The following is a 20,325-nucleotide window of genomic DNA, read 5'->3' as shown; positions in this document are numbered from 1 at the left end:
ATTCGGCTCGGCCGTCACGCCGACTCGGCGTCGCCGTCGGAGTCGTCGCCGTCGGGGTCGGCAGCGGTGTCGGAATCGTCGTCGGTCTCGCCGCGGAACGCCCACACCGCCTCCTCGCAGGCCTGCAGTCCTTCGAGTCGTTCCCGGCCGTCCAGCGAGACGGTTTCGACGACGGTCCACGTCCCGCCCTCCTCGTCGAACGCGAGTCCCTTCACCCACTCGTTGGTCGCGAGGAGGAGACTCCGCGCATCCCCGTCGCCGGACTGCGTCCGGCGGGCCGACGAGCGTTGCTCGTCGACGTCGCTCTCGACGGAGACGGCCAACTCGAACGCGTCGGCGGTGTTGAGCCCGGTGAGTTCCTTCGGCGATAGCGGCCGCGGCGGAAGCGACTCCACGAGTGTCATACCGTCGCGTCGGCCGCGCCGGGGTTTGTGCTTTGCGAACCGCGCCGCGGCGGCGTCCGCGCACCAAAAAGTTTCTACCCGGTCACGGCCGAGACTCGCGCATGTCTGGCAACACCGACGAGGGACTCTCGTCGGGCCATCAGACGCAGTCTGATGTCACCACCGGAGACGGAGGGACGCCGGCGGAGTCCGAACGGCGGTCGGAGAGCGGTCGGGACTTCCTCCTCTCCGTCGTCGCCGCTCTCGCCGTCCTCGCCGTCCTCGCTCGCCTCGTCGGTCTCGGCGCGCGCCCGTTCCACTGGGACGAGGCCCGCGTCGGCTACTGGACGCTCAGATACCTCGAAAGCGGCGCGTTCGAGTACCGCCCCGTCGCGGGCGGGCCACTCCTGTACCTCGTGGACCGCCACGTCTTCGCCCTCCTCGGCGCGTCGGACGCGACGGCGCGACTCCCCGCGGCCGTCCTCGGGGGGCTCCTCCCGCTCTGCGCCCTGCTCTTTCGGGACCGACTCGACGACGTCGAGGCGTTCGTCTTCGCCGCCGTCTTGGCGTTCAACCCACTCTTGGTCTACTACTCGCGGTTCCTCCGCGGCGACGTTCCGCTGGCGTTCTTCGCGCTGGCGTTCGTCGGGTTCGCGGTGCGCGCGTACGACCGCGGGAGTCGGCGCGACGCGTACGCCGCCGCGGCGGCGCTTCCCCTCGCAGTCGCCTCCTCGGGGTTCGCCGCGGGGTACGTCCTCTGTTGGGTCGCCGCGGGCGTCCTCGTCCTCGACCAACCGAGCGCCGTCGTAGACCGGGGAGCGTCCGCCAGAGCGACCGTCGCGGAACTCCGCGCCCGCGTCGCGGGGCGGTGGAACGCCGCCGCCCGCGCGTTCCTCGTCTTCCTCGGGGTGACCGTCTACTGCTTCGCCCCCCGCGCCGGGCCGACGGTGGACGCCGGCCTCTGGAAACCGACGACGTGGCACCTCGTCCTCTGGGAGGCGACCGGGGGGGCCCTCTGGAAGTTCTTCGGTGTTCGGGTGGCGAACCGCTACCCCGACGCCATCCACGAACTGTTCCCGTACGTCTTCGACACGTTCGATACGCTCGCTCGGACGGCGCTTCCGGTACTCGTCGCGGCCGTCGCCGCGTTCCTCTGGACGCGGTACGCCCGCGCGGACCGACGACCCCTCGTCGCGGGGTTCGCCTACTGGGGCGCGGCGGCGGCGTTCGTCTTCCCCGTCGTCACCGAGGTGTCCGCGCCCTGGGTCGCCGTCCACGTCCTCCTGCCCCTCTCGCTCCCCGGCGCGGTCGGTATCGCCGCCCTGTTGACCCGCGCCGCCGCGGCGGCGAGGGCGACTGACGCCGACGGCGCGTCGTTCGGCGGCGGACTCGCCTCGGCGGACGCGGCGACGGTGGCCGCGGTCGTTCTCGTCGTCGTCGCCGTCGTCGCGCAGGCCGGCGCGGTGACCGCCGCGGGCGTGTACGGCCCCTCGGACCGAACGAACCACCTCGCGCAGTACGGGCAACCGAGCGACGACGTCGAACCGCTGGTGGCGAACGTCTCGAAGTTCGCCGACGGGAACCGTTCGACGCCCGAGGTTCTGTACGTCGGGTCCGAGTACGCGACGGGGTGGGACCCCGGAAACGAGTTCCCGCCGGTGGCGGACTCGTGGGGCAACAGACTCCCGCTTCCGTGGTACTTCGAGCGCGCCGGGTTGGACGAGGTGAGCACGAAGAACGCGACGACGTTCGACGAACGCGCGGAACGCGGCGAGATTCCGCCGGTGGTCGTGACGAGTCCGAGTCTCCGCGAACGGGTGAGCGACCGACTCGGCGACGACTACGAGGCGCGGTCGTACCGACTCGGTCTGTGGGGCCGGGACGTCGTCGTGTTCGTCGCGCGGTCGGAGTGAGGCGGGACGACTCGGCGAGGGAGGGGCGGAGCGACGGACGACGGGAGCGCGGAAGCAAGGGCGATAGCGAAAAGAAAGCGGAAGAGAGTCAGAGCAATAGAGAGAACAGTTCGAGCGTCCGGGGCCGGCGCGCGCCGCGCCGATTCAGCGGAAGCCCATCGCTTCTATCTGCTCTTGGTAGCGGTTGCGGATGGTCACTTCCGTCACCTGTGCCACGTCGGCGACTTCGCGTTGGGTCTTCTTCTCGTTACAGAGCAGCGACGCGGCGTAGATGGCGGCGGCGGCGAACCCGGTGGGCGACTTGCCCGACAGCAGGCCCTGCTCCGCGGAGACGTCGATTATCTCGGTCGCCTTCGCCTGCACTTCCTCGGAGAGGCCGAGGGCGGAGGCGAAGCGCGGGACGAACTGCTTGGGGTCGACGGGCTTCAGTTCGAGGCCGAGTTCCTGGGAGATGTATCGGTACGTCCGGCCGATCTCCTTCTGCGGCACGCGCGAGACTTCGGCGACTTCGTCGAGCGACCGGGGGATGCCCTCCTGCCGGCAGGCGGCGTAGAGCGCGGAGGTGGCGACGCCCTCGATGGAACGGCCGCGGATCAGGTCCTCGTTCAGCGCGCGCCGATAGATGACGGAGGCGACTTCCCGCACCGACCGCGGAACGCCGAGCGCAGACGCCATGCGGTCGATCTCCGAGAGCGCGAACTGCAGGTTGCGCTCGCCCGCGTCCTTCGTCCGGATGCGCTCCTGCCACTTGCGGAGGCGGTGCATCTGCGACCGCTTCTCGGAGGAGAGCGACCGACCGTAGGCGTCCTTGTCCTTCCAGTCGATGGTCGTCGTCAGCCCCCGGTCGTGCATCGTCTCCGTTATCGGCGCGCCGACGCGCGACTTCGACTGACGCTCCGAGTGGTTGAACGCGCGCCACTCCGGGCCGCGGTCTATCTGCCGTTCGTCTAAGACGAGTCCGCAGTCGTCACAGACCAGTTCCCCCTGGTCGGCGTCGGTGACGATGTTGGTGGACTCACACTCCGGGCACGCGATGAGTTCGTCGGCCTCTGTCTCCGTTTCCTGCTCTCGCTGGCGCTGGCGGCTCGGACGTTCCATTATAAGGTTTGTGGTGGAGCGCAAATTTAAACCTTTGTACCGAGATGACGGTACTCCAACCATTACCGGGCGTCGAACGCGACTCGCGGCGGGCGATTGCGTTATACGGCGGTGCGCCGAACGGCGTGCGTATGCGACGGCGATATCCGCTCTGCGTCCTCCTCGCGATCTCTCTCGCCGCCTGCCTCGGCGGATTCGGCGTCGCGCCGACGCCCGGAGACGAGACGGAACCGGGCACCGCGACGGAACGCGGGCCCGACACCGGCGTCCGCGCGACGGTGACGCGCGTCGCGGACGGAGACACGGCGAACGTCAGGTTCTCCAACGGGTCGGCGGACACCGTCCGCCTCCTCGGGGTGGACTCGCCGGAGGTGCGCGGGTCGAACTCGCCCGGGGAGTTCGAGGGCGTCCCCGACACGGCGGCGGGGAGGGCGTGCCTCGCCGACGCCGGCGAAGCGGCGGCGTCGTACGCGAGAGAGCGACTCGCCGGGGAGGAGGTTCGCCTCGTCTTCGACGAGAGGGCGGACCGGCGGGACTCTCACGGCCGTCTCTTAGCGTACGTCCGCGTCGGCGGTGGGTCGGTCAACCGCGATCTGCTCCGTCGCGGGCACGCCCGTCTGTACGACGGAACATTTACCGAACGTGAACGTTACTTCGCGGCGGAACGTCGCGCCCGCGAGGAGGGGCGCGGACTGTGGTCGTGCGCGACGCCCGCGGCGCGGGGCGAACGGTCCGCGTCGAGCGCGACTGTCGCTGTCGTCCGGGTGCACGCCGACGCCGAGGGCCGCGACGGGGAGAATCTGAACGGCGAGTACGTCGTCCTCCGGAACGAGGGCGAGGCGGCGGTGGACCTCTCCGGGTGGACGGTGGCCGACGGGGCGGGCGCGACGTACGCCGTTCCAGCGGGGACGACGCTCCCGCCGGGCGGGGAACTGACGCTCCGAACCGGGTCGGGAACCGACGGTGACGGCACCCATCACTGGGGGAAGGGCCGGCCGGTGTGGAACAACGACGGCGACGCGGTAGTCGTCCGCGACGCGAACGGGACGCTCGTCGTCGAACGTCGGTACTGAAAGGGGGAGGGGGAAGCGGAGCGTGCTTCCCGTTACCAATCCACATCCATACACCTTGAGTACCGGTGGTCGTTTTACCGGACTCGCCGTCTCGGTTTCGCCTGCCGATAACGCGCCCGTAATATTACCATTGCGCATTTCACAAAGGCTTTTGTATAACCGGTGACTATCGAGGAGCAACATGAGTACGACGAACGCCCCGAACGGGAGCGCGGAGGGAGCCGAAACCATCGATACAGACGCCGTCGCGGACGTGACGCCGGTCCGAATCGAGGCGAGTGCGCTCGCTTCGACGTCGCCGTCGTACCTGCGCGACCTGAAGGCCGGACTCGCCGACGAGGGGTGTCAGCCCGCCGTGTTGACCGTCGAGACGTGTTTCGACGACGACTGTCGACTCGCGACCCAGTCCGTCGCCGACGACGTCCGCGGGTTCGTCCGCGCGGCGGCGTTTCTCGGCGCGGCGCGCGTCGAAGTGACGGTCACCGACGTGGCCGACGAGGACGTCGCGCGGGACGCCCTCCGCGCCGTCGAGGAACGCGGTCGCAGAGAGGGCGTCGCGGTCGATATCTCCGGCTGCGTCTCCTGCTGATGCCGACGAAATCCGCCCTGGAGACGCAACTCGCGGTCGTCGCGGGCTTCGACGCGCCGCGGGCGGACCTCGAACAGTACCCGACGCCGCCGGACCTCGCGGCCCACGTCGTCCATGTCGCCGACCTCAACGGCGACGTCGAGGACCGAACAGTCGTGGACCTCGGCACCGGGACGGGGATGCTCGCACTGGGCGCGGCCCTCCGCGGACCCGAGCGCGTCGTCGGCGTCGATGTCGACCGCGGCGCGTTGGAGACGGCGGCCGAGAACCGCGTCCGCGTCGGGACGGCGACGGACATCGACTGGATACTCGCGGACGCGACGCGGCCGCCCCTCCGGCCCGAAGGGCAGACGACGGTACTGATGAACCCGCCGTTCGGGGCGCAACGCGGGCACGAACACGCCGACCGGGCGTTTCTCTCCACCGCCGCCGAGGTGGCGGACGTCTCCTACTCCATCCACAACGCCGGGTCGCGGGAGTTCGTCGAGGCGTTCACCGAGGACGAGGGCGGCGAGGTGACCCACGCCTTCCGCGCGACGTTCACGCTCGACAGGCAGTTCGGCTTCCACGACGCCGACTCGAAGGACATCGAGACGGAACTGTACAGAATCGAGTGGGCGAGGTAGCGCGGCGGGCCGCGGCGTTCGGGGCCCGGAGTGCGCCTCAGCCTCCGCGGTACCGCTCTTTCTTCAGCACCCGCACGCGCGTCCCGCCGAACTCCGCGTATATCTTGTTCTTCTCGCGGGTGAACGTAATCTGGTTCACGGTGACTGACTCGCCCCGGTCCGGGAGGGGGGCGCTCACCGTCTCGTCTCTGCGCTCCACCTCGACGTAGTAGCCGTCGGTGGTGGGGACGACGGAGATGTTCCGCCCGCCGACGACCGCTTCGGCCGTCGTCGCGTTCGAGGTATAGACGACGCGCGACTCGCCGTCCTCCCGCAGGTGGATTCGGTAGGCGGTCCCGCCGCCGATGGCGACCCACCCGTCGCGTTCGGCGTACACCGTCTCGCGCCACCCGACGCCGCCGAGCGTGATGAGTACCTTCCCGGCGAACGCCAACCGGCCTTTGCTCGCCGCCGTCGTCCAGATGCCGCGGGACTCGCTCTTGACTATCACGCCCGACGTCTTCACGTTCGTCGTCTCGCCGAACGCGTCCACTTGGAACGCCGAGACCATCCCGTTCTGGACGCCCTCGGCGTACGTCACCTCGTAGTCTTCGACCCGAACGGGTTCGCCGGGCAGTTCGCCGCCGGACGTGGTGTAGAGGTTGTACGGCACCGCGGGGCCGGAGACGGCGGCGGCGACGAGGAGGAGACAGGCCGTGCCCGCCTGCCACCGCCGGAAGGAGAACTGCCCGCCGAAGACGCCCGTCAGCGCGGGGCGGTCGGAGGCGACGGCGGCGAAGACGACGAGCAACGCCAACAGGGCGACGAGGGCGACCCCGACGGCGCGGTAGAGGACGTACGTCTCGCCGCCGCGGTACCAGTAGATGGCCCACATCGACTGCGAGACGGCGAACAGCACCGACCCGGTCCACAGTTTCAGCGCCGACGGCCGGTCAACCGACGGGCGCGCGCGGACGACGTACAGACCCAAGATGACGCCGATGAACAGGCCAAGCGCGTGGCCCTGAATGGCGATGTCGGCCCACCACGGCGTGACGTAGGTGGGGTGGCCGCTGGCGGTGACCGTCGGTTCCAGCATCGCGTTGTAGACGAGGCGGAACGCTCGCCCGCCGGCCAACGCTACCACCGTCTTCAGCGGGTAGTTGACGAGGGCGAACCCCGCGAACGCGAAGACGACGCCGGAGAAGCCGATGATGGGCCCGAGGGCGAAGGCGGACGTCGCGAGGCCGACGACGAGGACGGCGGCGGGGAAGACGACGAACGCGCGCACGTACGGGTTCGCCCGCCACGACGACATCGACGTCGTCCCCCGTTCGCGCGGGTAGTGCCCCCACGCGTACTCGGCCAACGGTGCGAGCGTCAGCGTCGCCGCGAGGTTCCCCAGCAGGTGCCCGGCCCCGTTGTGCGAGAACGGCGCGGTGACGATGCCCAACGGGTAGAAGTACGACCACGCTCGGAACGGAAGCGTCACCGGCGCGTACCAGTGACGGAGTCCGTCTTGGAGGAACAGGTACACGGCGACGACGAACGCGACGGTCACGACGGTTCCCCACGGAACCCCGAGCAGGAATCGCCGGCGAAGCGCGGCCCCCCACCGACCCTCCGGTCGGTCGACTGCGTAGACAGCGATTCCGGCGAGGAGGAACGCGACGACCATCGCCCCCTGTTGTAGCGGCACCCATCCCGGAATGTCAATCATGCGTATGTGTCACACGGACCCGTTATCAACTTCTCGCCGCGCCCGCGGGCGGGCGTCGGCGGTGTGCGGTCCGATACCACACACTATTCGGTCGTCCCTGATACTCGTATCGGTGCCGGCGGCGGCCAAGAATATCGGATTACCGCTCGGACGCCGGGGCGTCGTCCCGCCGTCCGGAGTCGGGATGGGTCGGGCGACCCGACTCAGAGCTTCGACTCTGCATCGTCTGCCAGCTCCTGCATTCGCTTGCCGACGCGGCCCGCGTTGGAGAACTCGTCCTCGCTCATCGCCGTCGCGAGGGCGTTGCCGAGGACGAAGACGGCGTGTTTGTGTTCGCTCTTGGACTTGTGGACGTGCGAGGGGTTGACCCCGAGTTGCTCGTAGGGTTCGAATATCTCCTCGTTGACGTCCTCGCGCGCCGCGAAGTTGTTCTTGATGATGAGCATCTGTTCGTGGAGTTCGAGCAGTTCGTCCTTGTGCATGTCCGGAGTTAGGCGAGATGCCGCTTTAAGGGTTTTTGGCTATTCGTCCCACGGGGGGTTAGAAGACGTACTCGTCTTCGTGACCCATCATCCCGTCGTCCTCGAATCCGCGGTCGTCGTCGTCGATGGGTCCGCTCGTCTTGAACGCGCGGATACCCGTCGAGAGGAGTTCGGAGATGGCTTCCTCGCGGCTGACGAACTCGCCCTGTTCGACGAGCTGTGCGATCTGCATCTCGAGGTGCTCTGGCACGTTTATATTGACTTTGGGCATCTGAACGTCCGGGGGTTTGGAGCCGGGTTATTTAATTCCTACGCCCGGCGTTGCCGTTAGCAGAACGAACAACGGCGTTTCGTAGAGATTCTTTTTCGACGGCCGAAACGGAGTTCGCGATTCCCGTATTCGGCCGCGGGAGCAGTCGTCAGCGTTAGGTGCGTCGCCGCGAACCCTCTCACATGGCGAAAGACGTCACGGGCTTGTACGAGGAGTTCGGCGACGAACGACTCCCGCCGGGGCAGCGAGAGACGTCGCGGTTCCCCGTCCTCTCGAAGAGCGGAACCCCCTCGTGGGACCGAGACTCCTGGCAGTTCGAGGCGTGGGGGGCGGTCGAAGACGAGCTGTCGCTCTCCTACGAGGAGTTCACCTCGCTCCCCTCGGAGACGCAGATTCAGGACTTCCACTGCGTCACCGGGTGGAGCAAGTTCGACTGCGAGTTCACCGGCGTCACGTTCCCGACGCTGGCGGAACGGGCGGGCGTCGAGGACGACGCGGTCCACGTCATGTTCCACGCCCTCGACGGCTACACGACGAACCTCTCCTTGGAGGAGTGTCGACGGCAGGAGGTCATGTTCGTCTACGAGTACGACGGCGACCCCCTCCCCGCGGACCACGGCGGCCCCCTCCGCGTCGTGACGCCCCACAAGTACGCCTACAAGGGCGCGAAGTGGGTTTCGGGCGTCGAGTTCCTCACCGAACCCGAACGCGGGTACTGGGAGAAGCGCGGGTACTCGAACACGGCGAACCCGTGGAACGAGGAGCGGTACAGTTAGACGCGGCGCGTCGGGACGGCGCGAACGCGGCGCTCGGCCGGTCGAACGGGCAAATATCTCTCCTACCGGGGATAGTCAGGTAAAAGAGCGTGGGGTCCTCATCTCCCGTCGATGGAATCGCTGGGGAGCGACGAGGCGGGCGCACGCCCCGTCAGCAGGTCCGTCAGGATATCGAAGCCGCGGTTTCGGGCCGTCCTCCGCGCCGCCGACGCGCCGCGGACCGTCTGGTCCGCGCCCGACGAAGCGACGGTGGTCGGAGGCGGTGCCGCGGCGACGGTGACCGCCGACGGACCGAACCGGTTCGAACGCGTCCGCGAGGCCGCGGAAGCCCTCTTCTCGTCGGGCGACGTCCACGCCGGCACCGAGGCGGCCCGCCCCCGACTGTTTGGCGGGTTCGCGTTCCACGGCGACAGCGTCGCCGGCCCCCCCTGGAAGCAGTTCCCCGGCGCGCGCTTCGTCCTCCCGCGCGTGCAGGTGACGTACGCGGAGAACGGGACGTGGCTGACGGTCAACGCCGTCGGCCCGGACGCCGACCCGCGGACGGTCGAGAGGGAACTCGACCGCCACCGAGAGCGATTACGGTCGCTGCCGGACCCCGGCCCGCCGGCCGACCCGCCGGGCGTCGTCGGACGGCGGCGGACGACGGCGAAGGGGGACTGGCGTTCGAGCGTGAACGCCGCCGTCGAACGCATCCGCGCGGGCGACTTGGAGAAAGTCGTCCTCGCGCAGGCCCTCGACGTCGATTTGGAGGCCGACCTGTCGGTGCCGGACGTCCTCTGGCGACTCGGCGAGGCGTACCCCGACTGCTACCGCTTCCTCGTCGAACCCGCCGGCGACGGCGGGCCACGGGCGTCCTTCTTCGGCGCGACGCCCGAACGACTCGTCGGCCTCCGGGGGCGAACCGTCGAGACGGACGCCCTCGCGGGGACGACGGGCCGCGGCGAGACGCCCGCCGAGGACGAGTGGTTGGCGAACGAACTGCTGACCGACGAGAAGAACGTCCACGAACACGAACTCGTCGCCGAGACAATCCGCGACCAACTGGCCCCCTTCGCCTCCTCGGTGAACGCCGGCGCGCGCCGGGTGAAGCGCCTCGCCACCGTGCAACACCTCTGGACGCCGATAACGGCGGAACTGGCGACGGACGAGCACGTCCTCTCGCTGGTTGAGGCGCTCCACCCCACGCCCGCCGTCGGCGGCCTGCCGCCGGACCGAGCGCTCTCGACCATCCGCGACACCGAACCGTTCGACCGCGGGTGGTACGCCGCCCCCGTGGGGTGGGTGGACGCCGCCGGCTACGGGTCGTTCGCCGTCGCCCTCCGCTCGGCCGTTTCGCGCGGGGACTCGGCGACCCTGTTCGCGGGCGTCGGCGTCGTCTCCGACTCGGACCCGGACCGCGAGTGGGACGAAGTGCAGCTGAAGTACCGCCCGATACTCGACGAACTGGAACGCTCCTGACGACTCTCTCCTACCCATGACCGCACCTAACCGCAACACCCTCTGGGCGCGCGCGTTCGTAGACGAACTGGCCGAGGGCGGCGTCTCCGCCGTCTGCATCACCCCCGGTAGCCGTTCGACGCCGCTGACCGAGGCGTTCGAGAGACACGACGACGTCCGCGTCTTCTCGCACCTCGACGAACGCTCCTCGGCGTACTTCGCGCTCGGACGCGCCCGGCGGACGGGCGACGTGACGCCGCTGGTCTGCACCTCCGGCACCGCCGCGGCGAACTTCCACCCCGCGGTCATCGAGGCGTACCAATCGCGTGTTCCCCTCCTCCTTCTGACGGCGGACCGCCCGCCGGAACTCCGCGACTCCGGCGCGAACCAGACCGTCGACCAAGAGAAGTTGTACGGCGACGCCGTGCGCTGGTACAAGGACCTCCCCGAACCCGAGGCCGAACCCAGAAAGCTCCGCTCGCTCCGAACGACGGCGGCGCGCGCCCTCTCGGAGGCGACGGGGACGCCGTCGGGACCGGTCCACCTCAACGTCCCGTTCCGCAAACCGCTGGAACCGACGCCCGTCGAGGGCGACGTGCCCGACGACTTACCGGAACTCGCGGCGTCGGGCCGCGACGGCGCGTTCGTGAAGACGACGCCGGGCGTCCCCGAACTCGGAGACGACGAACTGCGTTCGCTGGCCGACCGCATCTCGGTGCCGCGCGGACTCGTCGTCGCCGGCCCGGCGGACGCCCCCGGCGTGGACGCCGAGGCGGTCGCCGCGTTCGCCCACGCGTCGGGCTTCCCCGTCCTCGCGGACCCGCTATCGGGCGTCCGCTTCGGCGGACACGTCCGCGTCACGCCCACCCTCGGCGGCTACGACTCCTTCCTCGACCCGCGCGTCACTGCCGAGTGGCCCGACCCGGACGTGGTGATTCGCTTCGGCGCGTCGCCCACCTCGAAGACGCTCCGGACGTACCTCGCGCGGACGGACGCCGAGCAACTCGTCGTCGACCCCGCGGGCGAGTGGCGCGAAGCGGAGTTCGCGGCGACGGACCTTGTCGTCGCCGACCCCTCGCGCCTCCTCGCGCGCCTCGCTCGCCTGCTGGCGGGCCCCGGAAGCGCCGAGTGGCGGCGGCGGTTCGAGGCGGCGGAGGCGGCCCACTGGGAGGCGTTCGACGCGAGTGCGGGCGCGGACGCCGACGACGCCGACGACGCCGAGGCGGCGGTGCCCGCCGAGGGGCGCGTCCTCGCGGACGTGGCCGAACTCGCGCCCCAACCCTCGACGGTCTTCGTCTCGAACTCGATGCCCGTCCGCGACGCCGACCGCTTCGCCCGCCCGACGACGAAGGCGCGGACCGTCCTCGGCAACCGCGGCGCGTCGGGGATCGACGGCATCGTCTCCACCGCACTCGGCGCGGGAAGCGCGACGACGGACGATCTGACGCTCGTGACGGGCGACATCGCCTACTACCACGACATGAACGGTCTCCTCGCTCTCGGCCGGTGCGACGTGGACGCGACGGTGGTCCTGATAAATAACGACGGCGGCGGCATCTTCCACATGCTCCCCATCGAGGAGTACGACCCGCCCTTCACCTCGCAGTTCAAGACGCCGCACGGCCTCGATTTCGAACCGACGGCGGACCTCTACGACCTCTCGTACGCCCGAGTCGCGGGCGACGACCGGGAGGGGTTCCGCGAGGCGTACGCCGAGGCGACGGCCGCTGGCGGCTCTCACGTCGTCGAAGTCGTCACCGACGCCGAGGAGAGCCACCGCGCCCGCGAACGACTCCACGAACGCGTCGTCGAGCGACTGACCGAAGACGGCTGACCGCGCGCCGCCTCGGACGCGCCGGGCGTCGGACTGCGAACCGCGCCGTCGCAGTACGTTTTTGACGGTACTGGTCCAACTACGGGCCATGCCCCAGCGAGGTACGGACCGAGCGACCGAGGAACGCCGACTCAGACCGCGCGAGGAGTCCGAGAACGACCCCCTCGGCCGGTGGCTCGAAGACCTCTTCGACGGGACGGCGGAGGGCGTCGTCTTGGGCCTGCCGGCGCTTCTGTTCTCCGTCTTCGCGGGCGACATCGTCGCCTCCTCCGCGGCGATGGGTGCCACCGTCGTCCTCTCGTACGGCATCGCCGCCTACAGGAACGGCCGCATCGCCGTCGGCCCGGAGTGGCCGCCGATGGACGCCGCGTTCGTCGTCCTCCGCTTCGTCTGGTACAACTTCACCCTCCTCGCCGCCATCTTCGCCGGCGCGGCGGCGGCGAACAGTCCCCTCGCCCCGTCGGTACTCGTCGTCGCCGGATTCGTCGGCGGCGGCGTCGCGGCCCTCGGCGTCCTCTCGCTCTCGTCCGTCGCGTCGGTCCTCAAATCGCTCCGGCGAATCTGAGCGTCTCGACCGACCGCGCGCCGGAAGCGAATCTTTTTGCGCGCGCCGTCCCCCCTCTCGGACATGGTTTCGGATATCTTCGACTCCGAGCGGTGGCGTCAGGTGGCGGGGGCCGACGAGTTCGACGACATCACCTACCACCGCGCCGAGGACGTGCCCGCGGTGCGCATCGCGTTCGACCGCCCGGAGGTCCGCAACGCGTTCCGCCCGGGGACGGTGGACGAACTGTACGCCGCACTCGACCACGCCCGAAAGCAGGCCGACGTGGGCTGTGTCCTCCTGACGGGTAACGGCCCCTCCCCGAAGGACGGCGGGTGGGCGTTCTGCGCGGGCGGCGACCAGTCCGTCCGCGGCGGATCCGGCTACGAGTACCGCGAGGGCGACGACGTGGACGAATCGGACGACGAACTCGTCCGCGAGGCGAAGGCCGGACGCCTGCACGTCCTCGAAGTCCAGCGACTGATTCGGTTCATGCCGAAACCCGTCGTCGCCGTCGTCCCCGGGTGGGCCGTCGGCGGCGGCCACTCGCTTCACGTCGTCTGCGACCTGACGCTCGCCTCCGAAGAACGCGCGAAGTTCCTCCAGACGGATCCCGACGTGGCCTCCTTCGACGGCGGGTTCGGGTCGGCCTACCTCGCGAAGCAGATCGGCCAGAAGAAGGCGCGCGAGGTGTTCTTCCGCGGGAAGACCTACTCCGCCGAGGAGGCGGAAGAGATGGGCATGGTGAACGAGGTGGTTCCGCACGCCGACTTAGAGGACGTGGCCTTAGAGTGGGCCGACGAGATGACGAAGAAGTCGCCGACGGCGATGCGGATGCTCAAGTACGCATTCAACATGGCCGACGACGGCATGGTCGGCCAACAGGTGTTCGCGGGCGAGGCGACCAGACTGGCGTACATGACCGAGGAGGCCCAAGAGGGCCGCGACGCGTTCTTGGAGAAGCGCGAACCGAACTTCCGGCGGTACCCCTGGTACTACTAACCCACCTTTTTATCGGGGGTCCTCGGCCGCCGCGATGCGGCGGCCTCGAACCCCCGACAAAAACCTGGAGGGAAAAAAGGCCGCGCGGTACGGAAACGGCGACGCCCTGCGCACCGCGACCGCAGAGTTCCCCCACTCTGCTCTCGCCGCACTACGGCCGCCGCGTCTACCCCTCCGCTATCGCCTCGAACTCCTCGCATCCGCAGGAACAGGACCCGCCCGTTCCCACCGGACGTAACCCGTCGTCGGACTCCTGCACCGGGTACACTTCCCCGCACTCGACGCACTGACCGAACGTTTGCGGTTCACCCCCCGTCCGCGGACTCTCCGTCATACTATCCTACTACTTGACGAGTTATATTTGAGTATTATTCTTCGCGCTCTCTCTCACGAACGATGCGGTCGAAACGGTCGAGAGACGGCGCGTCGGGGCGGTCGCCGCCCGCGGAGCGAGATGCCAACTTTGAGGCTCACCCCGTCCCGAGGTGGACGTAATGAGTACGCAGAGCATCTCGCGGACGAAGGCGTGGGTCATGGCCGCCCGTCCGCAGACGTTGCCCGCGGCGGCGGCCCCCGTAATCGTCGGCGCGGGGTTGGCGCTTCACGACGGCGTGTTCGCCGCGCTTCCGGCGCTTGCGGCGTTCCTCGGCGCGGCCCTCATCCAGATCGGGACCAACTTCGCGAACGACTACTACGACGCGATGCAGGGCGCGGACACCGAGAACAGGGAGGGGTTCACCCGCGTCACCGCGGGCGGCCTCATCGACCCCGTCGAGGTGAAGCGGGCGATGTATCTCACGTTCGCCGCCGCCATCGCGGTGGGGACGTACCTCGTCTCCGTCGGCGGCGTCCCAATCCTCGTCATCGGCCTTCTCTCCGTCGCCTCCGGCATCGCCTACACCGGCGGGCCGTACCCCCTCGGCTACCACGGACTCGGCGACCTGTTCGTCTTCGTCTTCTTCGGCGTCGTCGCCGTCACCGGCACGTACTACGTGCAGGCGGCGTCGGTTCTCGCCGCGCCGTTCCCCGTCGGCGTCCCGCCGAACACGCTCCCACTCGCGGCCGTCGTCGCCTCCCTCCCCGTCGCGGCCATCTCGACGGACATCCTCGTCGTCAACAACGTCCGCGACAAGGAGGAGGACGCGACGACCGGAAAGCGCACGCTCGCCGTCCGGTTCGGCTACGGGTTCTCCCGCGCGGAGTTCCTCGCCATGCTCGGAGTCGCCTACCTCGTCCCCCTCTGGTTCGTCGGCCGCCCCGACTACGGCGTCCCCGTCTTGCTCCCCCTCCTCTCGCTTCCGTACGCCGTCTCGGTGGCCCGAACCGTCTGCACGGAGACGACGGGCGACGCCCTCAACCCTGCCCTCGAACGGACGGGGAAACTGCTGGCGACGTACGCCGTCCTGTTCGCCGCCGGGTTGGCGATCCGAATCCCGTCGTGGTTCTGATGCGCACCGAACGCTTCTCCGTCGAACTCGCCCGCCCCCTCGACACCGCGGCCGGCACCATCGAGTCGCGGACGGGGTACCTCGTCCGAACGGACGACGGGACCGGACTCGGCGAGGCGACGCCGCTTCCGGGGTGGACGGAGTCGTTAGACGAGTGCCGCGCGGCCCTCGACGGCGGGAACCCGGACGGTTCGACACCCGCCGCGCGACACGGCGTCTCCCTTGCCCGCGCGGACGCCGCGGCGCGCGAGTCGGGCGAACGCCTCTGCGACGCACTCGCCGCCGACGCCTTCTCCGCGCCCGCCGCCGACTCCGTCCCCGTCAACGCCACCGTCGGCGACGGGTCCCCGGAGGAAACGGCCGACGCGGTTCGGTCGGCCGTCGAGGAGGGCTACGACTGCGCGAAGGTGAAAGTCGGCGCGCGGGACGCCGACGCGGACGAACGACGCCTGCGCGCCGCCCGCGACGCCGCGGGCGACTCGGTCGAACTCCGCGCCGACGCCAACGGCGCGTGGGACGCGGAGACGGCCGAACGGATGCTCGACGTCGCCGCCGAACTCGACTACTCGTACGTCGAGCAACCGCTTCCCGCAACGGAAGCGACCGAACACGCCGCACTCCGCGGACGGGGCGTCGGCGTCGCACTCGACGAATCGCTCTCGACGACGACAGTCTCGGCCGTCCTCGACGCCGACGCGGCGGACGTTCTCGTCTGCAAACCGATGGCGCTGGGCGGTCCCGACGGGACGCTGGCGGCGGTTCGGCGCGCGCGGGAGGCGGGCGTCGAGTGCGTCGTCACGACGACGATAGACGCCGTCGTCGCGCGCCTCGGTGCATTGCACGTCGCCGCCGCGATTCCGGACGCGCCCGCCTGCGGCCTCGCCACGGGGTCGATGCTCGCGTCCGACCTCGCCCCCGACCCCGCGCCCGTCTCCGAGGGGCGAATGGGAGTACCCGAGGGAGGGGGACTCGGCGACGCGCTGGAACCGTTGTATCGACCGTGACCTTTTCTCCCCCGCACGCGTCGCCGTCCGTATGAGCGACGAAACTGACAACCCGGTCATCGTTTCCTCGTCCGACGGCGTCGTCACCGTGACGCTGAACCGACCCGACGTGCGGAACGCGCTGACGACGGACCTGACCGCGGGCGTTCGCGACGCCCTCGACGGACTGGACGACGACGCGCGGTGCGTCGTCTTCGAGGGCGCGGGCGACGCCTTCTGCGCCGGCGGCGACGTGAACGCCATGATGCGACTGCAGGGCGGCGAGATGACGACCGAGGCGGCGGTTCGCCACGTCATCGAGGACACCGCGGGCGTCGTCAAGCGCGTGTTCGACTGCTCCCTCCCGACGGTGGCGAAGATAGACGGGCCGGCCGTCGGCGCGGGCGCGGCCTTGGCTCTCGCCTGCGACGTGCGCCTGTTTTCGACCGACGGCCGCATCGGGTTCGGCTTCGAGAAACTCGGACTCGCCGTCGATTCGGGCGTCTCGTACCTCCTCCCACGGGAGGTGGGCGCGGGCGTCGCCAAGGAGTTGGTCTACACCGGCGAGGTTCTGGACGCCGAACGAGCGTCGGAACTCGGACTGGCGAACCGCGTCTTCGACGTTGACTCCTTCGAGGCGGAGAGCGAGTCGTTCGTCGCCGAAATCGCGGCGGGGCCGACGGCGGCGTTGCGTACGTCGAAGCGCCTGCTCCGGCGGGGGTTCGAGGTGTCCTTGGAGACGGCGATAGAACACGAGGCGGCCGCGCAGGGGGCGTTGTTCGGGACGGCCGACCACGCCGAGGGCGTCGAGGCGTTCCTCGAACGGCGCGACCCGGAGTTCGAGGGTCGGTAGCCGAATCTCCGCGTTCGAGGTGCGTCGCGTCGCTTCCGCCGCGTCGCTTCCGCCGCGTTCCCGCCCGCCTACGTGGCCAACAGACCGACGACGACGGCGGTGACGAGCAGATCGGCGAACGAGAGGACGAGTAGTCCCTTCCACCCGACTACGATGAGTTGGTCGATGCGGAGTCTGGGAAGCGCGGAACGCGCCCACTGGGTGAACAGGAACACCGCCCAGATCTTGACGAGGAACCAGACGAAGCCGGGGAGCACCGGCCCGGCGGGACCGCCGAGGAACACGGTGGCGATTAGCGCGCCGCCCAAGAAGAGGTGGACGAACTCGCCCATGTAGATGAGCACCCAGTAGACGCTCCCGTACTCCGTCTGGTAACCCGCGACGAGTTCGGTCGGCGCCTCCGGCGCGTCGAACGGGTTGCGGCCCACCTCCGCGAGGTTCGCCACTAAGAACAGCGCGAACGCGAAGGGGTTGACGAACGCGTACCACGACGGGACGTGAACCCCGCCGAGCGTGAGAAGCGGCGTCTGCTGGGCGGCGACGATTCCGCTCGTCCGGAGGGTTCCGGCGAACAGCACCACCGAGGCGGCGGTCACGACGAGGGTATCTCGTAGGCGATGTTCGCCGCGACGGCGCGGAGGCGCGCCTCGTCCGGGCGGTGCTGTGAACGATACGCGCCTGTCGCTCTCGAACGGTGCGCGTCGGACTCGTCGGGCGGGGTGCGAACGGTGGCTACTTACTCGCGCCGTGTGACGCCGGGAGTATGTCAGACGTGCGCGTCACCGTCTGGAACGAGTACCGACACGAACGCGAGGACGAGGAAGTCGCCGAGGTGTACCCCGACGGCATCCACGAGGCCATCGCCGAGGGGTACGAGGAACGCGGATACGAGGTGCGGACGGCGACGTTAGACGACCCCGAACACGGCCTGACCGAGGAGGTTCTCGACGAGACGGACGTGCTGACGTGGTGGGGCCACCGCGCCCACGACGACGTCGACGACGACGTGGTGAACCGCGTGGTCGAACGCGTCTTAGACGGGATGGGACTCCTCGTCCTCCACTCGGGGCACTACTCCAAGCCGTTCAAGCGCCTGATGGGGACGCGGTGTTCACTGAAGTGGCGCGAGTCGGGCGAGAAAGAGCGTCTCTGGGTGACCGAACCCTCCCACCCCATCGCCGACGGACTCGGCGAGTACGTCGAGATTCCCGAAGCCGAGATGTACGGCGAACACTTCGACGTGCCCGCGCCGGAGCAACTCGTCTTCACGAGTTGGTTCGAGGGCGGCGAGGTGTTCCGGTCGGGGTGCTGTTACGCCCGCGGGTCGGGCCGCGTCTTCTACTTCCGGCCGGGCCACGAGACGTACCCCATCTACTACCGCGACGACGTGCGCGATATCCTGGCCAACGCCGCGGAGTGGGCCGCGCCCGGCGACGGACCGACGCCCACCTACGAGAACGTCGACCCCCTCGAAGACCTGAGCGACTGAGCGCCGGCCGTCCGAGACGGACCACCCACCGCGCGAAATAAACGCGCGGCGTCCCAACGAAGGGGTATGGCAGAACCTACGACGGGTCAGCGCCGACTCCTCTACGGGTTGTTCGTCTTCGCGTTCGTCGTGTTCGTCGTCGGCGTCGTCGCCATCCTGTTCCTCTCGGGGTATCTGTAACGCCTCTCCTCACTCGGCGTCGTCGGGGCGGTGCGTCACGCCCGACTGCGCGTCGGCGTTCATCCGGCGAAGCGCGGCGGTGGCGTTCGAGGCGTCGTAGCCGAAGAACACGTCCTTCCCGTACTCGGAGGCCACCTCCGTCGCGTGGATGAGGGCGTCCACGTCCACGTCCACGGCGTACAGCTCTATCGAGAACGACACGTCGAGGGGCGAGAGGAGCGTCTCGAACCCCTTGGCGATGGTCTCCAGCCAGTAGGTCGTCCCGTAGTCCACGTCGTAGAGGGGGACGACGAACTCGTCGACGTACTCCGCGAGTGCCTCCACGTCCAACCCGGCCCGCCGGTAGAGATGCCCCGGGTACGGATCGGGGTAGAGGGTGAGGTACGTCCGACCGGGGATTCGGTCGGCCGCCTCGGCGACGAACTCCGTTATCACCTCGGCGCGCCACGCCATCCGGTCGTCGTGGTCGCTCTCCTCGAACAGTCGGTCGCACCGGTCGCAGCGACAGTACTCCTCGCGCGGGAAGCCAACGTCGTCGAGGCGCACGTCGCCGTTCTCGGCGGCGCAGTCCTCGACGATCTCCAAGAGGCCGGCGCGGTACTCCTCGTTCGTCGGGCAGATGTACGCCCAATCGAAGTACGTCTGGTCGCGGGTGGCGAGGTTCCCCTCCGCGTCCACGGGGACGAGTTCGGGGTCCGAGTTCGCGGCGGCGGTGTCGCCGAAACACGACACCATGTTCACCGCGTTCGGTAGCGGGGACGCCGCCCGTCCGGTCACGTCCTTCACCTCGTAGAACTCGCGGTCGAAGATGTCCCCCTCGACTTCCTCCGCGTTGCGCGTGACGACGCCGTACATGCCACGACGTTTCGCGCCGACGCTGAAGAGTCGTTCGCTGTGGACCGAAAAACGGAGCCGCGGCGGTCGTCCGCCTCTGCGTTCGCGCGTCGTTACTCTTCGATGTCGACTTCTATCGGTTCGGACCCTCCCGACAGCGTCAGGTAGAGGGCCGCCACGAGCGACAGTACGAGGACCAGTTTCGACTTTCCGGACATACTCTCTCGTTCGACCACCCCGTACAAAGTGATTTCGACGAGAGATGTTCTCTGAGAACGACCCTTCACCGTCTGCGGCCGACGGCCCGGCGAACCGCGAGGGACGGCCCGCCGGTCAGGACACCTGGAGGTGCGAGCCGACTTCGTCCTCGCGGACGATGGTTCCGCAGTAGGCGCAGCGCAGGCCGTCCGAGAGCACCTCGAACCGCGTATCGACCGGTTCGTCCGCCGTCGTGATGCAGTTGCGGTTGGGACACGAGAGGATGCCCGCGACGACGTCTGGGCGTTCGACTCGCTTCTTCTCGACCACCTCGTAGTCGCGGACGATGTTGATGGTCGCCTCGGGGGCGATGACCGAGAGGACGTCCACCTCCGACTGGCTGAGTTCGCGCCCCTCGACCTTCACGATGTCCTTGTTGCCGAGGCGGTCGGAGGGGACGTTCATCCCGATGGAGACGCCCTCGCCGCCCGACCCGTCGATGCCGAGGATGGCGAGGACGTTCAACGCCTGCCCCGCGGAGACGTGGTCGATGACGGTGCCGTCGCGTATCTTCGAGACGCGGAGTTCCTTGTTCGAGTTACTCATCGGTCGT

Annotated in this window: 21 protein-coding genes and 1 pseudogene; 13 read left to right on the top strand and 9 right to left on the bottom strand. The window is 69.1% G+C overall.

The features are described from left to right. Positions 1–14: 14 nt before the first annotated feature. Positions 15–404, bottom strand: a complete 390-nt coding sequence (locus tag ACZ522_RS19290) for a DUF7964 domain-containing protein (protein WP_379695871.1) — start codon at positions 402–404, stop codon at positions 15–17. Between the two features lie 101 nt (positions 405–505). Here ACZ522_RS19290 and ACZ522_RS19285 point away from each other — a divergent pair, with 101 nt between their 5' ends. Further along, positions 506–2,296, top strand: a complete 1,791-nt coding sequence (locus ACZ522_RS19285; protein WP_379695873.1) for a flippase activity-associated protein Agl23 — start codon at positions 506–508, stop codon at positions 2,294–2,296. 144 nt (positions 2,297–2,440) lie between these two features. Here ACZ522_RS19285 and ACZ522_RS19280 read toward each other — a convergent pair whose 3' ends face one another. After that, a complete protein-coding gene (locus ACZ522_RS19280; protein ID WP_379695876.1) occupies positions 2,441–3,394 on the bottom strand; it encodes a transcription initiation factor IIB in 954 nt (317 codons plus the stop codon). Positions 3,395–3,525: 131 nt separating this feature from the next. Between ACZ522_RS19280 and ACZ522_RS19275 the strand changes: the two genes are divergently transcribed. The 3 genes from ACZ522_RS19275 (at position 3,526) to ACZ522_RS19265 (ending at position 5,682) form a co-directional block, all read left to right on the top strand. Then, entirely contained in the window at positions 3,526–4,467 is a 942-nt protein-coding gene (locus ACZ522_RS19275) for a lamin tail domain-containing protein (protein WP_379695878.1), read from the top strand. A 181-nt stretch (positions 4,468–4,648) separates the two neighbouring features. Continuing rightward, complete coding sequence (locus ACZ522_RS19270) at positions 4,649–5,056, top strand: DUF7961 family protein (RefSeq protein ID WP_379695880.1); 408 nt, start codon at positions 4,649–4,651, stop codon at positions 5,054–5,056. After that, a complete protein-coding gene (locus tag ACZ522_RS19265; RefSeq protein ID WP_379695882.1) occupies positions 5,056–5,682 on the top strand; it encodes an METTL5 family protein in 627 nt (208 codons plus the stop codon). The genes ACZ522_RS19270 and ACZ522_RS19265 overlap by 1 nt, the downstream gene beginning before the upstream one ends. A 37-nt stretch (positions 5,683–5,719) precedes the next feature. Here the strand turns inward: ACZ522_RS19265 and ACZ522_RS19260 are convergent, their stop codons facing one another. The 3 genes from ACZ522_RS19260 to ACZ522_RS19250 form a co-directional block, all read right to left on the bottom strand. Then, a complete protein-coding gene (locus ACZ522_RS19260) occupies positions 5,720–7,381 on the bottom strand; it encodes a rhomboid family intramembrane serine protease (RefSeq protein ID WP_379695884.1) in 1,662 nt (553 codons plus the stop codon). Between the two features lie 203 nt (positions 7,382–7,584). Then, entirely contained in the window at positions 7,585–7,863 is a 279-nt protein-coding gene (locus ACZ522_RS19255; RefSeq protein WP_379695887.1) for a UPF0058 family protein, read from the bottom strand. Between the two features lie 58 nt (positions 7,864–7,921). After that, positions 7,922–8,134, bottom strand: a complete 213-nt coding sequence (locus ACZ522_RS19250) for a ribbon-helix-helix domain-containing protein (RefSeq protein ID WP_092535212.1) — start codon at positions 8,132–8,134, stop codon at positions 7,922–7,924. A 182-nt stretch (positions 8,135–8,316) separates the two neighbouring features. Here ACZ522_RS19250 and ACZ522_RS19245 point away from each other — a divergent pair, with 182 nt between their 5' ends. From ACZ522_RS19245 to ACZ522_RS19225, 5 genes are all read left to right on the top strand, one after another. Further along, a complete protein-coding gene (locus ACZ522_RS19245) occupies positions 8,317–8,910 on the top strand; it encodes a sulfite oxidase-like oxidoreductase (protein WP_379695889.1) in 594 nt (197 codons plus the stop codon). 111 nt (positions 8,911–9,021) lie between these two features. Then, on the top strand, positions 9,022–10,368 hold the full coding sequence (locus ACZ522_RS19240; RefSeq protein WP_379695891.1) for an isochorismate synthase: 1,347 nt from the start codon (positions 9,022–9,024) through the stop codon (positions 10,366–10,368). A 16-nt stretch (positions 10,369–10,384) separates the two neighbouring features. After that, positions 10,385–12,181 carry a 2-succinyl-5-enolpyruvyl-6-hydroxy-3-cyclohexene-1-carboxylic-acid synthase gene (gene menD / locus ACZ522_RS19235; RefSeq protein ID WP_379695893.1) on the top strand — a complete coding sequence of 599 codons (1,797 nt, stop codon included), beginning with the start codon at positions 10,385–10,387 and terminating at the stop codon, positions 12,179–12,181. A gap of 88 nt (positions 12,182–12,269) precedes the next feature. Then, positions 12,270–12,746, top strand: coding sequence for a hypothetical protein (locus ACZ522_RS19230; RefSeq protein ID WP_379695895.1), 477 nt, complete (start codon positions 12,270–12,272; stop codon positions 12,744–12,746). Positions 12,747–12,809: 63 nt separating this feature from the next. Then, positions 12,810–13,727 (top strand): 1,4-dihydroxy-2-naphthoyl-CoA synthase, encoded by a 918-nt coding sequence (locus tag ACZ522_RS19225; RefSeq protein WP_379695897.1) that lies wholly within the window; start codon positions 12,810–12,812, stop codon positions 13,725–13,727. Between the two features lie 166 nt (positions 13,728–13,893). On the opposite strand, the gene ACZ522_RS19220 is transcribed toward ACZ522_RS19225, so the two are convergent. Further along, entirely contained in the window at positions 13,894–14,061 is a 168-nt protein-coding gene (locus tag ACZ522_RS19220; protein WP_379695899.1) for a hypothetical protein, read from the bottom strand. 160 nt (positions 14,062–14,221) lie between these two features. On the opposite strand from ACZ522_RS19220, the gene ACZ522_RS19215 reads away from it, so the two are divergent. The 3 genes from ACZ522_RS19215 to ACZ522_RS19205 are packed head-to-tail and all read left to right on the top strand — an operon-like array spanning position 14,222 to position 17,011. Further along, positions 14,222–15,175, top strand: a complete 954-nt coding sequence (locus ACZ522_RS19215) for a 1,4-dihydroxy-2-naphthoate polyprenyltransferase (protein WP_379695901.1) — start codon at positions 14,222–14,224, stop codon at positions 15,173–15,175. Next, entirely contained in the window at positions 15,175–16,179 is a 1,005-nt protein-coding gene (locus ACZ522_RS19210; protein WP_379695903.1) for a mandelate racemase/muconate lactonizing enzyme family protein, read from the top strand. Before ACZ522_RS19215 ends, ACZ522_RS19210 begins: the two co-directional genes overlap by 1 nt. A gap of 31 nt (positions 16,180–16,210) precedes the next feature. Beyond that, the gene (locus ACZ522_RS19205; RefSeq protein ID WP_379695905.1) at positions 16,211–17,011 is read left to right on the top strand and encodes an enoyl-CoA hydratase/isomerase family protein; all 801 of its coding nucleotides are present in this window, start codon (positions 16,211–16,213) and stop codon (positions 17,009–17,011) included. A 68-nt stretch (positions 17,012–17,079) separates the two neighbouring features. Here ACZ522_RS19205 and ACZ522_RS19200 read toward each other — a convergent pair. Further along, positions 17,080–17,651 (bottom strand): annotated as a pseudogene (locus tag ACZ522_RS19200) (complex I subunit 1/NuoH family protein); the annotation flags it as partial. A gap of 123 nt (positions 17,652–17,774) precedes the next feature. Between ACZ522_RS19200 and ACZ522_RS19195 the strand changes: the two are divergent. Then, complete coding sequence (locus tag ACZ522_RS19195) at positions 17,775–18,500, top strand: ThuA domain-containing protein (protein WP_379695907.1); 726 nt, start codon at positions 17,775–17,777, stop codon at positions 18,498–18,500. A gap of 189 nt (positions 18,501–18,689) precedes the next feature. On the opposite strand, the gene ACZ522_RS19190 is transcribed toward ACZ522_RS19195, so the two are convergent. Both ACZ522_RS19190 and pyrI read right to left on the bottom strand, forming a co-directional pair. Next, positions 18,690–19,535 carry a hypothetical protein gene (locus ACZ522_RS19190; RefSeq protein WP_379695909.1) on the bottom strand — a complete coding sequence of 282 codons (846 nt, stop codon included), beginning with the start codon at positions 19,533–19,535 and terminating at the stop codon, positions 18,690–18,692. A gap of 312 nt (positions 19,536–19,847) precedes the next feature. Continuing rightward, a complete protein-coding gene (pyrI, locus tag ACZ522_RS19185) occupies positions 19,848–20,318 on the bottom strand; it encodes an aspartate carbamoyltransferase regulatory subunit (protein ID WP_379695911.1) in 471 nt (156 codons plus the stop codon). Positions 20,319–20,325 lie beyond the last annotated feature (7 nt).

The sequence above is a fragment of the Halopelagius fulvigenes genome (genome assembly GCF_055398025.1).
This window is presented reverse-complemented; position numbering and strand designations above follow the sequence as displayed.

Bases quoted from the DNA above. Each gene is read 5' to 3' on its own strand.
- ACZ522_RS19290 (WP_379695871.1), bottom strand. From the start codon at position 404: ATGACACTCGTGGAGTCGCTTCCGCCGCGGCCGCTATCGCCGAAGGAA.
- ACZ522_RS19285 (WP_379695873.1), top strand. From the start codon at position 506: ATGTCTGGCAACACCGACGAGGGACTCTCGTCGGGCCATCAGACGCAG.
- ACZ522_RS19280 (WP_379695876.1), bottom strand. From the start codon at position 3,394: ATGGAACGTCCGAGCCGCCAGCGCCAGCGAGAGCAGGAAACGGAGACA.
- ACZ522_RS19275 (WP_379695878.1), top strand. From the start codon at position 3,526: ATGCGACGGCGATATCCGCTCTGCGTCCTCCTCGCGATCTCTCTCGCC.
- ACZ522_RS19270 (WP_379695880.1), top strand. From the start codon at position 4,649: ATGAGTACGACGAACGCCCCGAACGGGAGCGCGGAGGGAGCCGAAACC.
- ACZ522_RS19265 (WP_379695882.1), top strand. From the start codon at position 5,056: ATGCCGACGAAATCCGCCCTGGAGACGCAACTCGCGGTCGTCGCGGGC.
- ACZ522_RS19260 (WP_379695884.1), bottom strand. From the start codon at position 7,381: ATGATTGACATTCCGGGATGGGTGCCGCTACAACAGGGGGCGATGGTC.
- ACZ522_RS19255 (WP_379695887.1), bottom strand. From the start codon at position 7,863: ATGCACAAGGACGAACTGCTCGAACTCCACGAACAGATGCTCATCATC.
- ACZ522_RS19250 (WP_092535212.1), bottom strand. From the start codon at position 8,134: ATGCCCAAAGTCAATATAAACGTGCCAGAGCACCTCGAGATGCAGATC.
- ACZ522_RS19245 (WP_379695889.1), top strand. From the start codon at position 8,317: ATGGCGAAAGACGTCACGGGCTTGTACGAGGAGTTCGGCGACGAACGA.
- ACZ522_RS19240 (WP_379695891.1), top strand. From the start codon at position 9,022: ATGGAATCGCTGGGGAGCGACGAGGCGGGCGCACGCCCCGTCAGCAGG.
- menD (WP_379695893.1), top strand. From the start codon at position 10,385: ATGACCGCACCTAACCGCAACACCCTCTGGGCGCGCGCGTTCGTAGAC.
- ACZ522_RS19230 (WP_379695895.1), top strand. From the start codon at position 12,270: ATGCCCCAGCGAGGTACGGACCGAGCGACCGAGGAACGCCGACTCAGA.
- ACZ522_RS19225 (WP_379695897.1), top strand. From the start codon at position 12,810: ATGGTTTCGGATATCTTCGACTCCGAGCGGTGGCGTCAGGTGGCGGGG.
- ACZ522_RS19220 (WP_379695899.1), bottom strand. From the start codon at position 14,061: ATGACGGAGAGTCCGCGGACGGGGGGTGAACCGCAAACGTTCGGTCAG.
- ACZ522_RS19215 (WP_379695901.1), top strand. From the start codon at position 14,222: ATGAGTACGCAGAGCATCTCGCGGACGAAGGCGTGGGTCATGGCCGCC.
- ACZ522_RS19210 (WP_379695903.1), top strand. From the start codon at position 15,175: ATGCGCACCGAACGCTTCTCCGTCGAACTCGCCCGCCCCCTCGACACC.
- ACZ522_RS19205 (WP_379695905.1), top strand. From the start codon at position 16,211: ATGAGCGACGAAACTGACAACCCGGTCATCGTTTCCTCGTCCGACGGC.
- ACZ522_RS19195 (WP_379695907.1), top strand. From the start codon at position 17,775: ATGTCAGACGTGCGCGTCACCGTCTGGAACGAGTACCGACACGAACGC.
- ACZ522_RS19190 (WP_379695909.1), bottom strand. From the start codon at position 19,535: ATGTACGGCGTCGTCACGCGCAACGCGGAGGAAGTCGAGGGGGACATC.
- pyrI (WP_379695911.1), bottom strand. From the start codon at position 20,318: ATGAGTAACTCGAACAAGGAACTCCGCGTCTCGAAGATACGCGACGGC.